Source organism: Nocardia sp. NPDC058518, assembly GCF_042719655.1.
Lineage (GTDB): Bacteria > Actinomycetota > Actinomycetes > Mycobacteriales > Mycobacteriaceae > Nocardia.
This window is the reverse complement of record NZ_JBHXNJ010000037.1, coordinates 25,415-39,139: the sequence shown is the minus strand read 5'-3', so window position 1 is coordinate 39,139 and position 13,725 is coordinate 25,415. Positions and strand designations below refer to the sequence as shown.

Annotated in this window: 14 protein-coding genes; 6 read left to right on the top strand and 8 right to left on the bottom strand. The window is 65.2% G+C overall.

The window, feature by feature from the left end; all coding sequences use genetic code 11:
* Window positions 1-55 precede the first annotated feature (55 nt).
* Together sfnG and ACFWPX_RS35635 are read right to left on the bottom strand one after the other, a co-directional pair.
* Window positions 56-1,174, bottom strand: coding sequence for a dimethylsulfone monooxygenase SfnG (sfnG, locus tag ACFWPX_RS35640; RefSeq protein WP_378933108.1), 1,119 nt, complete (start codon window positions 1,172-1,174; stop codon window positions 56-58).
* 92 nt (window positions 1,175-1,266) lie between these two features.
* Window positions 1,267-1,569, bottom strand: coding sequence for a hypothetical protein (locus ACFWPX_RS35635; RefSeq protein WP_378920328.1), 303 nt, complete (start codon window positions 1,567-1,569; stop codon window positions 1,267-1,269).
* Window positions 1,570-1,698: 129 nt separating this feature from the next.
* Between ACFWPX_RS35635 and ACFWPX_RS35630 the strand changes: the two genes are divergently transcribed.
* Together ACFWPX_RS35630 and ACFWPX_RS35625 are read left to right on the top strand one after the other, a co-directional pair.
* Entirely contained in the window at window positions 1,699-2,448 is a 750-nt protein-coding gene (locus tag ACFWPX_RS35630) for a crotonase/enoyl-CoA hydratase family protein (protein ID WP_378933105.1), read from the top strand.
* A gap of 166 nt (window positions 2,449-2,614) precedes the next feature.
* Window positions 2,615-3,721 carry a DUF4185 domain-containing protein gene (locus ACFWPX_RS35625; RefSeq protein WP_378933102.1) on the top strand — a complete coding sequence of 369 codons (1,107 nt, stop codon included), beginning with the start codon at window positions 2,615-2,617 and terminating at the stop codon, window positions 3,719-3,721.
* A gap of 75 nt (window positions 3,722-3,796) precedes the next feature.
* Here the strand turns inward: ACFWPX_RS35625 and ACFWPX_RS35620 are convergent, their stop codons facing one another.
* The gene (locus ACFWPX_RS35620) at window positions 3,797-5,068 is read right to left on the bottom strand and encodes an MFS transporter (RefSeq protein WP_378933140.1); all 1,272 of its coding nucleotides are present in this window, start codon (window positions 5,066-5,068) and stop codon (window positions 3,797-3,799) included.
* A 250-nt stretch (window positions 5,069-5,318) separates the two neighbouring features.
* On the opposite strand from ACFWPX_RS35620, the gene ACFWPX_RS35615 reads away from it, so the two are divergent.
* Window positions 5,319-5,990, top strand: coding sequence for a class I SAM-dependent methyltransferase (locus ACFWPX_RS35615; protein ID WP_378933099.1), 672 nt, complete (start codon window positions 5,319-5,321; stop codon window positions 5,988-5,990).
* On the opposite strand, the gene ACFWPX_RS35610 is transcribed toward ACFWPX_RS35615, so the two are convergent.
* On the bottom strand, window positions 5,991-6,593 hold the full coding sequence (locus ACFWPX_RS35610; RefSeq protein ID WP_378933096.1) for an alpha/beta family hydrolase: 603 nt from the start codon (window positions 6,591-6,593) through the stop codon (window positions 5,991-5,993).
* Window positions 6,594-6,804: 211 nt separating this feature from the next.
* Here ACFWPX_RS35610 and ACFWPX_RS35605 point away from each other — a divergent pair, with 211 nt between their 5' ends.
* Together ACFWPX_RS35605 and ACFWPX_RS35600 are read left to right on the top strand one after the other, a co-directional pair.
* Window positions 6,805-8,640 (top strand): acyl-CoA dehydrogenase, encoded by a 1,836-nt coding sequence (locus ACFWPX_RS35605; protein ID WP_266294391.1) that lies wholly within the window; start codon window positions 6,805-6,807, stop codon window positions 8,638-8,640.
* 405 nt (window positions 8,641-9,045) lie between these two features.
* Window positions 9,046-9,759, top strand: a complete 714-nt coding sequence (locus tag ACFWPX_RS35600) for a helix-turn-helix domain-containing protein (RefSeq protein ID WP_378920337.1) — start codon at window positions 9,046-9,048, stop codon at window positions 9,757-9,759.
* 184 nt (window positions 9,760-9,943) lie between these two features.
* On the opposite strand, the gene ACFWPX_RS35595 is transcribed toward ACFWPX_RS35600, so the two are convergent.
* Window positions 9,944-10,918 (bottom strand): GlxA family transcriptional regulator, encoded by a 975-nt coding sequence (locus tag ACFWPX_RS35595; RefSeq protein WP_378933093.1) that lies wholly within the window; start codon window positions 10,916-10,918, stop codon window positions 9,944-9,946.
* Between the two features lie 74 nt (window positions 10,919-10,992).
* On the opposite strand from ACFWPX_RS35595, the gene ACFWPX_RS35590 reads away from it, so the two are divergent.
* Window positions 10,993-11,574 (top strand): cysteine hydrolase family protein, encoded by a 582-nt coding sequence (locus tag ACFWPX_RS35590; RefSeq protein WP_378933090.1) that lies wholly within the window; start codon window positions 10,993-10,995, stop codon window positions 11,572-11,574.
* Here ACFWPX_RS35590 and ACFWPX_RS35585 read toward each other — a convergent pair.
* The 3 genes from ACFWPX_RS35585 to ACFWPX_RS35575 form a co-directional block, all read right to left on the bottom strand.
* Window positions 11,571-11,939 carry a DUF86 domain-containing protein gene (locus ACFWPX_RS35585; protein ID WP_378933087.1) on the bottom strand — a complete coding sequence of 123 codons (369 nt, stop codon included), beginning with the start codon at window positions 11,937-11,939 and terminating at the stop codon, window positions 11,571-11,573. The genes ACFWPX_RS35590 and ACFWPX_RS35585 overlap by 4 nt on opposite strands.
* Window positions 11,936-12,379 carry a helix-turn-helix domain-containing protein gene (locus tag ACFWPX_RS35580; protein WP_378933084.1) on the bottom strand — a complete coding sequence of 148 codons (444 nt, stop codon included), beginning with the start codon at window positions 12,377-12,379 and terminating at the stop codon, window positions 11,936-11,938. The genes ACFWPX_RS35585 and ACFWPX_RS35580 overlap by 4 nt, the downstream gene beginning before the upstream one ends.
* A gap of 162 nt (window positions 12,380-12,541) precedes the next feature.
* Entirely contained in the window at window positions 12,542-12,934 is a 393-nt protein-coding gene (locus ACFWPX_RS35575) for a hypothetical protein (protein WP_378933082.1), read from the bottom strand.
* Between the last annotated feature and the right edge of the window lie 791 nt (window positions 12,935-13,725).

Genomic DNA, 13,725 nt, shown 5'->3' with positions numbered 1-13,725 from the left:
GCGCCGACCGCCCCGCCGGGGCGCGGGGTGCCGACCCGCGCGGGCGCCCCCCCGCTCATCGCGCCCCCCCGGCCGCGGGGGCCGCGCGGGCCTCCAGTTCACGCACCAGCGGCAGCACCTTGGCACCGAAGTACTCGACCTCTTCCTGGAAGTGCAGGAACCCGGCCAGGATCAGGTCGACGCCGAGCGCCCGGTAGGCCACGATCCGCTCGGCGATCTGCTCGGGCGTGCCGATCAGCCCGGTCCGGAACCCGTCGTTGTACTGGACCAGATCCTCGAACGTGGAGTCGGCCCACATGCCCTTGCGGTCACCGGTGGACGCGCCCGCCTGCTGCACCGCGTCGCGGAACCCTTGCACCGCAGGCTTGTTCGCCTTCTCGACGATCTCGCGCAAGGTGTCGCGCGCTTCCTTCTCGGTATCGCGGGCGATGATGAACCCGTTGAGCCCGAACTTCACCTCACGGTCGTTGGCCCTGGCGACCTCGCGCAGATCGCCCAATTGCTCTGTGACGCCGTCGAAGTCCTTGCCGTTGGAGAAGTACCAGTCCGCATGTCGACCACCGTTGCGCCGGGCCGCCGTCGAGTTACCACCTTGGAACAGTTCAGGATTGGGACGTTCGGGAGTATTGAGCGGCTTCGGCTTCAACGTGAAGTCACGGATGCGGTAGAAGTCGCCGCCGTAGTTCACCGCGTCCTCGGTCCAGATCTTGCGGATCACCTCGAGGAACTCGGCGCTGCGCCGGTACCGCTCATCGTGTTCGAGCCACGGCTCGCCCAGCGCCTTGAACTCACCGGCGAACCACCCCGACACCACGTTGATCGCGAACCGGCCGCCGGACAGGTGGTCGGCCGTGGCACCGAACTTGGCCAGCACCGCCGGATGCCACAGCCCGGGATGGATGGCGGCGATCACCTTGAGCCGCTCGGTCGCGGCGAGCAGCGCGAGGCTGAACGAGGTCGACTCGTGCTGGAACTCCGCGCCGTAGGAGGCGGTGTAGCGCACCTGGGTGAGCGCGTAGTCGAAACCGTTGCGCTCCGCGGTCTGGGCGAGCTTCTTGTTGTAGTCGAAATCCCAGCTGGTGCGCTGCTCGATATCGCTGGTCACCAGCCCACCACTGACGTTGGGTACCCAGTAGGCGAACGAGACCTCGTCGGCGATTCTCTCCGTGGTCACGGCAGTTCCTCCTCGTCGTCGGCTGTTCCAGTGCAACACCGGCAGCCGACCCCGACGAGGGTTTGAATCGGCGCGATCGATACGCGCTCGGGTCAGCTCCCCACGCGCACGCAATCCGCCGCGATCTTCGACTGCGCCGCGCTCACCTTGGCCGCGTCGCCCTCGCCGAGCAGCTTGGCCGGATCGTCGGACTGCGCGTTCGACACCATCACCCGCAACCCGTCCTGCGACATCCCGGAGTCGAAGAACACCTTCGCCGCGCAATCGGCCAGCGCGGGATTCTTCAACCCCTTGTCCTGCAACGACTTCGACAGCTCGGCCTGAGTCACCGCAGGTGCTTCGTCGCCACTGCCGCAGGCCGACAGCACCGGCAGCGCGAGCAGTGCCGCAGCCATCAGACAGATCCGCATTCGGTGAGTCCTCTCGATCGTCACGCATCGAGCGACGCGCGATGCGTTCGGATCATGCCGCACCATCGCCCGTGTGGCCACCCACTCGAACTGACTCACGAGTAAGATAGGCACATGGGAGACAACATCACCGTCCGATTCGACGACAATCGCGCCTATGTCGAACTGAACAGGCCCGGCAAACACAACGGGCTCACCCTGGAAATGCTCCGCGATCTTGTCGACACGGCCCGAAAAGTGGCCGACCACAAGACAACCCGCGCCGTCATCATTACCGGAAACGGCCCGAGTTTCAGTAGCGGACTCGATATCGCCGCCGCCACCCGCAATCCGGTGGCTATCGTCAAAGAATTCCTCCCGCGACCATTGCGCGGCACCAATACCTTCCAGGAAGCCTGCTGGGCCTGGCGCCGCCTCGACGTCCCGGTGATCGCCGCCGTCCACGGACGCTGCTTCGGCGGCGGCCTCCAGATCGCACTGGCCGCCGACTTCCGGATCGCCGCCCCCACAGCCGAATTCTCGGTGATGGAAACCGCCCACGGCCTGATTCCCGATATGACAGGCCCTGCCACATTGTCACAGCTCATCGGCATCGACCAGGCCAAGCTGCTGGCGATGACCGCCGACTCGATCGACGCCGACTACGCGCTCCGGATCGGCCTGATCACCGACGTCGCCGACGACCCGGTGAAGGCCGCGCAGGCGCTCGCCGACCGCGTCACCGCCCGCGACCGCGACGCCGTGGCAGCCGCCAAACACCTGTTCGACCGCTCGTGGCAGCGCGGTTCCCGCGCCACCTTCGCCGCCGAGCGAATGGCTCAACTGCCATTGCTCCTGCGTAAGGCCATGAGTAGTAGCGACTGACAAGCAATCCACCGGGAATTCATGCCGACTACCGAAGGTATGTACCGCACATCACTGTTAGCGGCTGTTAGCATCGCTTCGATTCGCTGACCAGTCGAAGAGTGGTACGTGACGGCAAGTCTGGAACGTGCCTGGATTTCGGCCTGACCCGGAGGCTCGAACACCTGTGAACAAGACCGGCTCTGCCCTGTTGTCCGCACTCACAGGTATTACGGCCTTGCTGGTGAGCGCGGCGCCGCCCGCCGTGGCGAACCCGAACGCCATCAACCCGATTCCCGTTCTCAACGGCACCCATGGCCTGCCCGTCCTGCACGGACGCACCCAGGCGGTGTTCCAGGTCACCGGCATGGCCAGCCCCAACAACACCCAGAACTACAACGTCCTGGGCACCGACCTGGGCATCATGTGGGACAACGGGCGCGGCGAGATGCTCACCGCCTTCGGCGACACCGCGGGCCTCGGCTTCCCCAACCTGCTCGCGGGCAGTACCTGGGCGTGGCGCTCCAACATCCTGGTCCGCAGCCATGACCAGAACCCGTCCGACGGGATCATGTTCGACAGCGTCGTGCGCGATGTCATCGGCCAGGCGCGCGACCTGATCCCCAGCCCCAAGATCCCCTTCCTCGAGATCAGCCGCATCCCCACCGCGGGCATCTCGGCCAACGGCGTGCAGTACATGTCGCTGATGTCGGTGAAGACCTGGGACGCGCCCGGCGAGTGGACCACCAGCTTCTCCGGCCTTGCCGCCTCGGCCGACAACGGCGAGACCTGGGCCGATCTCGGCCACACCCGCCGTCCCGACGAGGGTGGCAACGCCAACTTCCAGATGAACAGCTTCGTGAAGGACGGCGGCTTCGTCTACGAGTACGGCACCCGCGCCGGCCGCAACAACGACGCCTTCATCGCCCGCGTCCCCGAAGCCCAGATCGAGAACCTCGGCGCCTACGAGTACTGGGACGGCCACGAGTGGAAGCTCAACGAGGTGAACGCGGCAGCCCCCATCATGGGCGGCGTCGGAGAGCTCTCGGTGATGTACAACGAGCACCTCGGCCAGTTCGTCTCCCTCACCACCGACCCGTTCAACTCCGTGGTGATGCGCCGCGCGGCCTCCCCCGTCGGCCCGTGGAGCGGACCGGAGGTACTGATCGAGTCCCGCGATCTGCCGACCGCCTACGCGCCATCGATCTTCCCGTACCAAACCGGCAGCGACCTGTACTTCATGACCACGATCCACACGCAGTACAACGTCGTCCTCATGCGCACCAGGCTGTAATTTTCGGTGGCCCGCGGCGCCCACGCATGCGCCCCGTTCGATGACGAACGGGGCGCATCACGTCATTTCCGGGTCCTACATGGCCTGGTCCTTGGTCTCGACCAGCGCCTTGGTGCAGACCAGGCTGAGCACGGCGAGCCCTGACAGCATGACGCCGATCGCGATACTGCCGAAGGACGCGGACAGCGGTGCGGCGATCAGCGGGGGAATCGCCCCACCGAGCACGCCGGCCAGGTTGTAGCCGAGTCCGGCGCCGGTGTACCGGAAGCGGGTCTGGAACATTTCCGGCAGGAGCGCGCCACACGGCCCGTAGGCGATACCGAAGATCGCCAGGGTGACCCCGACGCCGATCACGAAGGCCGCCGGAGATTTGGTGTCGAGTAGCGGGAACAACACCAGCGACCAGACGACGGCCAGCCCGGACGACACCATGATCACCCGACGGCGACCGAGGCGATCCGAGTACAGCGCCGAGACAACGATCGCCGCGCCGAAGATCAGCGCGGCGCCGATACCAACTGTCAGTACGAACGGCCTGCTGAAGCCGAGGGTCTTGGTCCCGTAGCTGGTGAGGTACGCGGTGCCCATATAGAAGAACGCGAACAGCAGAGCCAGCGAACCGGCCGAGAGCAGGATCTCCTTCGCTTGGAACCGCCAGGCGTCGAGGAACGGCAGGGTGTTCGGTTTGCCCGTGTCGAGTGCACGCCGCGCCTGGTTCGCGCGGAACACCGGCGTCTCCTCGATCGCCAATCGCATGTACAGGCCGATGGCGACCAAGACGATGGAGAACAGGAACGGGATGCGCCAGCCCCAGGTGAGGAAGGCGTCGTTCGCGTCGCCGAGGACCGCGCCGGTGATGAGGAAGGTACTGCTGGACAGGATGAAGGCGAAGGCCGGTCCGATCTGCGGGAACATGGCGTAGAGGCCGCGTTTGCCCGGCGGGGCGTACTCGGCGGTCAACAGGGTCGCGCCCGCCCATTCACCACCCACCGCGAACCCTTGGCCGAATCGCAGCAGCACCAGGATGATCGGTGCGGCCACACCGATGGTGTCCGCGCCAGGGAGCATCCCGATGAGCACCGTGCACAGACCCATCAGCAGCAGAGTCGAGACGAGCGTCTTCTTGCGGCCGATGCGGTCGCCGTAGTGCCCGAACAGCACGGCGCCGACCGGCCGCGCGATGAAGGCGACAGCGAAGGTCGCGAAGGAGGCGAAGGTGGCTGCCGTCGACCCGAGGGCAGGGAAGAACACCTTCGGGAACACGAGGGCCGCGGCGGTGCCGTAGATGAAGAAGTCGTAGAACTCGATCGTGGTGCCGATGCAACTCGCAATGGCCACCTTGCGCATACTCGTACCCGACGTCGTCGGGGTTACCGCCGCCGTCACTGGAGACACTTTCACAGCTGTGTTCCTCTTCTCTGCCCGTTGCGGTGCCCGATCGGCTCGCTGGGTAAGAGCAAAATAGTGATCTGTCTCACGTATCAACTACCCCCGAAAAGGGGTGGGCGGGGGCGAACGGGCTAACATGACTCCAGGCCGACCGGCGGCCGCGGCGCTGCGAACACGCCTGAGTCCGGCCATGAATCGGGGAGGCGGAATGCGCGCGGCGGATTGGGACGCACGGTATGCCCGCAGCGAATTGGTGTGGGGCGCACCGCCGAACAGCACCGTTGTCGAGCACGTCTACGGTCTGGACCGCAGAATCCCCCTGCTCCCCGATGAGTCGGGGGTCGCGCCGTCGCTCCCACGGGCACTGGACCTGGCCTGCGGTGAAGGCCGCCATGCTCTCTGGCTCGCTACCCACGGCTGGCAGGTGACGGCCGTCGACTTCTCGCAGGTGGGGATCGATAAGGGCAGAACTGTCGCCGCCCGCCTGTCGCGATCGGTTCGTTCCCGCGTGCACTGGCAAACAGCCGATATCACCGAACTCGAAGCCGCTGAAATCACCGGCCCCTTCGAGCTGATCCTGATGGTCTTCGTCCATCTCGCCGCCGACGAGCGCCGTGCTCTGCTGCATCAGCTGTCCGACATGCTCGCCCCCGGCGGCATGCTGCTGGTCCTCGGTCACGCCACCCGCAACGTCAGCGACGGCTACGGCGGTCCCCAGGAACCCGAGATCCTCTTCTCTCCCGAAGACCTACGTGCCGACCTGGCCCGCGACGATGTCACCATCACCCTCGCCCACGAGGTCTTCCGCCCTACCGAAGGCCCCGACGCCATCGATTCCCTGCTCATCGCCGAACGCCCCCTCCCCGAGCCCACCGACTGATCAGCCGTCCAGCTTCCAGCGCCCGAACCAGGGCGCCACGGTTGCCTCGATGACGTCGAATCCGGTGCGGAACGAGTGCGCCTGCTTGGGGATCACGCGCACTTCGGCGGCATCGGCGGCATCGGGCACCCCGAACGGGTCGCTACCCCCATTGATCACCACGACCTCGATGTCTCCGGGGGCCAGCAGCTCATCGCGCCTGCTCTTATCGGGCTTGCCCGGCGGATGCAACGGGAACGAGAGCGCGATCACGCCCCTCGCGCCAACTTCCACGGCCGTGCGGCAGGCAACCCGCGCCCCGTTGCTTCGACCCCCCTGAACAATCGGCACCCCAGGGAATCTCGCCCGCAACGCCGCCACGATCTCGAGCCAGGCCTCGTCCTGCTTGTCCGCGTTCCCCGGCGCCCGCCGACCGGCAACCCGATAGGGCTGCACCACCCGAGCTACCGCACCACCCGCTTCGACGGCCGAATCACGCACGGCCAGAATGTCTTTCGCATCGACGCCACCACCGGCCCCATGCGTGATCACCAGCAGGAATGCCGGATCACGCACGTCGTCGAGCTCGATCTCGGCCGGTCCAGCAGTCGTCTCGATGCGCACATCTCACGGTAGCCCCGCGGTCGCGGCGAGCAACGTTGCGGCACCCGCGCGTGTTTTTCACATCACATTGCCGCCCACCCCTTTGCCGAGAGGATTACCCACCGGTAATATGGTCTATAAGTTACCCGCGAGTAGCATGCGGAAAACCGGCGACGGGCGGGAACGGCACACCACCGACCGCACCAGAACTCAATGGAGAGTGAGTACTCACATGGGCCACTACAAGGCAAACGTTCGCGACCTCGAGTTCAACCTCTTCGAGGTCCTCGGCATCGACAAGGTGCTCGACGCAGGCGCCTTCGGCGACCTGGACACCGACACCGTCAAGGAAATGCTCTCCGAGGTCCGCCGCCTGGCCGAGGGCCCGCTGGCCGAGTCGTTCGCCGACGCGGACCGCAACCCGCCCGTGTTCGACCCGAACACCCACACCGTCGCCATCCCCGAGTCCTTCAAGAAGTCCTACAAGGCGCTCGAAGACGGCGAGTGGGCCAAGGTCCCGCTGAACGAGGAGCTCGGTGGCCTCGGCGCCCCGTCCGCCGTCGCGTGGGCCCTGTCGGAGATGGTGCTCGGCGCCAACCCGCCCATCCAGATGTACGCCGCGGGCGCCGGCTTCGCGCAGGTGTTCTTCAACAACGGCACCGAAGAGCAGAAGAAGTGGGCGGCCAAGATCGCCGACCGCAACTGGGGCGCCACCATGGTGCTGACCGAGCCCGACGCCGGTTCCGACGTGGGCGCGGGCCGCGCCAAGGCGATCAAGCAGGAAGACGGCACCTGGCACATCGAGGGTGTCAAGCGCTTCATCACCTCGGGCGACTCCGACGACATGTTCGAGAACATCATGCACCTGGTGCTGGCTCGCCCCGAGGGTGCCGGACCGGGCACCAAGGGCCTGTCGCTGTTCTACGTCCCGAAGACCCACTTCGACTTCGAGACCGAGACCTACGGCGACCGCAACGGCGTGTTCGTCACCAACGTCGAGCACAAGATGGGCATCAAGGCCTCGGCCACCTGTGAGGTCACCTTCGGCGGCCACGGCGTGCCCGCCAAGGGCTGGCTGGTCGGCGAGGTGCACAACGGCATCGCGCAGATGTTCGACGTCATCGAGAACGCTCGCATGATGGTGGGCACCAAGGCCATCGCGACCCTGTCGACCGGTTACCTGAACGCGCTGGAGTACGCCAAGACCCGCGTCCAGGGTGCCGACCTGACCCAGATGACCGACAAGGCCGCGCCCCGCGTGACCATCACCCACCACCCGGACGTGCGTCGTTCGCTGGCCACCCAGAAGGCGTACGCCGAGGGCCTGCGCGCGATCTACCTCTACACCGCCGCGCACCAGAACCCGGAAATCGCCGAGGTCGTCTCGGGTGCTGACAAGGACGTCGCGTTCCGCGTGAACGACCTGCTGCTCCCGATCGTCAAGGGTGTCGGCTCCGAGCGCGCCTACCAGTACCTGACCGATTCGCTGCAGACCTTCGGCGGCTCGGGCTTCCTGCAGGACTACCCGATCGAGCAGTACATCCGCGACGCGAAGATCGACTCGCTCTACGAGGGCACCACCGCCATCCAGGCGCAGGACTTCTTCTTCCGCAAGATCGCGCGTGACCGCGGTGTGGCCCTGGCCCACGTGGCAGGCCAGATCCAGAAGTTCCTGGAGTCCGACTCGGCCAACGAGCGCCTCAAGGGCGAGCGCAAGCTGCTCGCCACCGCGCTCGAGGACGTGCAGACCATGGCCGCCACCCTGACCGGCCACCTGATGGGCGCCCAGGAGCAGCCGACCGAGCTGTACAAGGTCGGCCTGGGTTCGGTGCGCTTCCTGATGTCGGTCGGCGACCTGTTCATCGGCTGGATGCTGCTGAACCAGGCCGAGATCGCCCTCGCCGCCCTCGACAACGGCGCCACCGGCTCCGACGTCGCCTTCTACACCGGCAAGGTCGCCTCGGCGCAGTTCTTCGCCCGCAACGTCCTGCCCGAGCTGACCGCCACCCGCGCGATCCTCGCCAACCTGGACAACGACATCATGGACCTGGACGAAGCCGCGTTCTGAGGTTTCTCACCTGATCCACGCAAAAACGGGCCGGAGCATTCAGCTCCGGCCCGTTTTGTCTCCCGCGAGGGAGGTTTGTCGCGCGATCCCTAGCCGGCGGAGCCGCTACCGAGTGCCGCGAGCGTGGTGAGGAAGTACATCAGGCCATCCATGAAAATCTCCTTCGAAGTGGGTCGGCCATTCTTATCACCGAATGGTTACGTACAACGTTGACGAGATGAACGCCGAGCGAACATGCCCGCTCAGTCGACACTCGGCGCGGTGAGCACCTGAACCCAGCGCGTTGACGCGCTCGGCGGTCGTGCCGCCGGGCAGCTTCTTCAGACGCCGGTTCCCCGCCGTCCGGCTACCCACCCGGCGTACCCTGGGATCTACCGTCGGTCGGGGTGAGGCTCGGGGGTTGGGATGGCTGACAGCACTGCGCTCAGTGTGTATCTGCGCGAACGGAGGCTGGCCGCCGGGCTCGCGCGGGCCGAGCTCGCCACCCGCACACAGCTCGCGCCCCTGCTGATCAGCCAGATCGAGTCCGGGGCACTCGTACCGAATCCCGCTATGCTGCAACGACTTTTCGACAGCCTCGACGTGCCGCTGTGGTATCGCAAGCACATTCTGGTCCTCGGCCTGCCCGCCGTCGAATCCGGCGCCGTCGCGACCGCCCCGTCGGCCGAAGACCTCGCCGACCTGGCCAGCCTCACTCACCCCGCCTGCCTCGCCCGTTTCCCCACCATGGACATGCTCGCCGCGAATTCCGACTACCAGCGCCTTTTTCCCGGTCTCGGCGCCGGCGTGAACATGCTCGAGTGGATGTTCCTCAATCCCGTGGCCAAGAAGGTCTATCTCGACTGGCACACCGAAGCCCAGCTCCTGGTTCACGCCTTCCGCATGCTCGCCCCGCTCGCCCCCACCCAGCGCATCACCGCCATTACCGCGGTGTGCAGCGATTCCCCCGACTGGGATCCGGTGTGGACCAGCGAAGTCCGCCCACAAGACATCGCCCGGCGCCACCTGCGCCTGCGCGAACGCAGCACCGGCCTGGAGCGCCGCATGATGCTGCGCATCTACGACCCCGCGTTCCCCAGCCGCCCGTGGTGGCTCTACCGCCTGATCCCCGTGCGGTGAACACAGCAGGACAAATCCTCAGGAGGCCAACAGGCCCGCTACCAGCTGTATCAAAGACGTCAGCCCCCACAACACCGGCGTCGCCGAACCCGTCGACCATTCCTCGGCGATACCCGTTCCCATGCTCGAAACCCCTTGTTGCTCATACCAACACCGACAATGTCCCGACCGACATCATAATGAGTCACCCGATCCGAAACCTGCGGCGGTACTCGTTCGGGGTGGTATCGAGCCGGCGACGGAAAGCACGCGCGAGCGTATCGATGGTGTTGAAACCGCAAGCGGCAGCGATTCGCTGGAGCGTTTCATCGCTCGTCTCGAGCCGATGCCGCGCCACCTCCACCCGCGCCGACTCGATGTAGGCCGCGGGCGTCATCCCTAGTTCGGTGCGAAAGATCCGCGTGAGCTGGCGATCGCTGACATGAACCTGCTCGGCCAGATCGGCGACGGTGAGCGGACTCGCGATATTGCGGGTGATGTAGTGCCGCAGATCCTCGATCCGCCGGGTGGTGGACACCGGCTCGAGCGACACACTGAACTGGCTCTGCCCACTCGGTCGTTTCAGATACATCACCAGCTGGCGAGCAACCCGCAACGCCAGTTCGTCCCCGAAATCATCGGCTACGAGCGCCAGCGTGAGATCCAGACAAGCCGTGAGTCCCGCACCCGTCCATACGTTTTCGTCGCGAATATAGATCGGATCGGCATCGACGACGACCTTCGGATGCTCGTCCGCCAACTGCTTGGCGGTCGACCAATGCGTGGTCGCCCGCTTCCCATCGAGCAGCCCCGCCGCGGCCAGAATATGCGCGCCAACGCACACCGAGGCCACCCGCCGAGCCCCCTCGGCCAACCGCGCCACTTCCGCGACCACACCCGGATCGACCACCGCGCTGACCCGCCGACGACTGTCGATCTCCACAGCTCCCGGCACCACCACCGTGTCCACCCGCCCCAACTCGGCGAACGTCACATCGGGCAGAATCCGCACCCCCGCCGCGGTGGTCACCGCCGCCATCGACTCGGCGGCCAATACCACCTGATACCCCGTCGGCTCATCCATCTCCCGCTGCAACAGCGAGAAGACTTCGGGCGGCCCCGTGACATCCAGCAGATCCACCCGATCGAACAACACGATCACAATGAGCCGCTCAGTCACCCACAACCTCCATGTCCGAATCTGCAGGTTACATGACATTGCCGACACAAAGCGCCGTCCATAACGTGGATCCCATGACCTCCACGACCCTGCGCGAACTCAACGGCTTCGACGAAACCCCCGCATCACCGACCAATTCCACCCTCGTCCTGATCGACTACCAGAACACCTACACCCAGGGCGTCATGGAACTGACCGGTTGGGAACCCGCCCTCGATGCGGCCGCCGAACTCCTCACCGCGGCCAGGGCGGCGGGAACCCCCGTCATCCACGTCATCAACGACGGCGGCAAAGACACCCCCTACGACATCACCACCGACATCGGCCGAATCCATCCCCAGCTATCCCCAACCCCCGACGAACCCACCGTCGTCAAATCCGTCCCCAACGCCTTCGTGAACACCGAGCTCGCCGAATTGATCGACGCCGCAGGCAACACCAACCTCATCATCGCCGGCTTCATGACCCACATGTGCGTCACCTTCACCACCGAAGGAGCCTTCCTCCGAGGCAACACCCCCACCATCGTCGCCAACGCCTGCGCCACCCGCCCGCTGGGCGACATCCCCGCAGCTCAACTCCACACCAGCGCCCTGGCCACCATCACCGACCTCTACGGCATCGTCGTCCCCACCCCCGCCGACCTCAGCGACTAGCCCTCAGCTGACTCCAGGTCAACGAGTATCTGTCGGACGAGTGCTGCTTCGCGGGGCAACCGATTCGCGAGGAGGTTCCAGAGGATCGTGTGGTCGACAGCGTCGTAGTTGTGTGCGACGACCAAGTTCCGTGTCGCCTTCACACCACGCCAGGAAACCGCAGGGTGCGACGCGACAAATTCTGCAGGTAAGCGGGCTACGGACTCGCCGAGTCGATGCAGCACCGCCTCGGCGGCAAGTCTGGTGATCTCATCGGAGTCGTAGGCGGCCTTGCCACCACTGACGATGCGTGCCGCCATGTCACTGAAGGCAAGGAAGTCCTGCAGGCTCTTGACTGTCCGCTCACTGGCATCGCGGCCGCTCACAGCGGCTTGGCCTCGTCCCGAATGGGGTGCGGCCCGGGCGGCAGCCCACCTTCGGACACCAGGTCGACGTGAAGACCGGTGAGCTCCTCCAAGTCGAGCATCAACTCCGCCATATCGAGCAGATCGGCATCGTCGTCGAACCGCACCAGCAGATCGATATCACTACCCGAGACATCGTCGCCCCGAGACACAGAACCGAACACACGCACGCGATTTGCCTTGTGCCGCAACGCGAGCGCGATGATCTGATCTCGATGCGCGGCAACAACCCCGGACGGGCGGGGCTTGGCAACCTCGCGCAGCCGCGCCATCATCGCGGCCGAAGGTCGGCGGTTACCACTCTCGTAGGCGGCGATATTGGGCTGCGCCACACCGGAGCGCTGAGCCAACTCGGCCTGGGTGAGGCCAGCAGCCAGACGCAGCTCACGCACGGTTTCCATGCACCGATCATATCGGAAGATATCAACCTCGCCGGTCCGGCCATGGACGAGAGCCGCAGAAGCGACAAAACGGCCCGCACCCCCTTTTTCAGGAGTGCGGGCCGAGCACTGGGGTTCCAGTGCGCACCAGTTCCGTCGAGAAACTGTCGCGATGCCGGTCTGTCAGACCCGGTTCGGCGGGTAGCCGCTACCGGACTGGAACAAGTCGCGATAGATCCAGAAGAATTCGGAGTCTTCAGCGAAAAACGTAGTGGCACCGGACATCCCGGACTCACTGACCTCGTCGCTCGGCGGCTCACTGGGGTGGCCGGCCGCGCGGTCGGGCAGAACACCGCGGCGAATCAGATAGGTCTCCTCGCCCGCCAGCGCGTTACTCGGAACCTCCCAGTACGTGCTGTAGACAACAGGATCAGAGGTAGGTCCAGTGCCTGGCGGCAAGCCGATAACGACGCCGCCGGGCGCATGGCGCGCCCGAACCGGCCGAGCCTGCCGAGGCACCCGAATGGTCGTCCATTCAGGATTGGAATTCACTGCGATACGAACAAGTTTCGACATTGTTCGATTCCTTTCTTTCGAATGAGGCAGCCTGATTCGGCTACCGATTGACATTCCGCGGGGGAACGGTCATCCAACATCAATCGCCGTAGCCCCGCCGCCGATCAGGAGTCAGACGTTGAGACAGCGCCGATTACGGCGTAGGAGTGACGATCTCGTCGGTGTAGCGGGCATAGCGCGCCATGTCGCACTGCCAGATGACGCCGAGCCGATGACATTGGCAGGCAGCTCAAGATCCGGCGCGGTCGTCGATGACCGTGATCTTGGGGAGCTCGGGATCGTTTGGGCCGATAATGCACCGCGAACAGGCAGACCGGCTAAGGCAAAATGTTCTTGGGCAATTTCCTTCGCCTTACCCGAGGTCGACCGGAATCTGAGGAACTTCTGGATTGCTGGGCCCGTTGTTCAGCGTTCACATCATCGATGTCGACCAGGCCGGTCAGTCGCCCTTGAAATTTCGTTCAGACATTCCTAATCGAATAGGCACTACCACCCGAAGCCCGTCTCACCCCGAACGGCCGCATGGTCATCGAAGCCGTGGCAGCCCTGCTTCGCGACTAAGAATTTGCCTCAGTGGCGGTTCGCGGTGTATCCGCCCAGCCACGCGGTGGTGCACTCGATGACCCAACGACGCAAGCCCGGGTGCCCCAACTTGCGAGGAATTTCGCCGCGGCCTTACCCTTTCGAGCTCATAGGGGTTTTGCGTGCCGTGCGATAGATCGCCCACGTATCATCTGCTTGAGTATCCAAGCCCAGACCGAGACGCTTGAGTTCATCCATCCTAGCCGGAA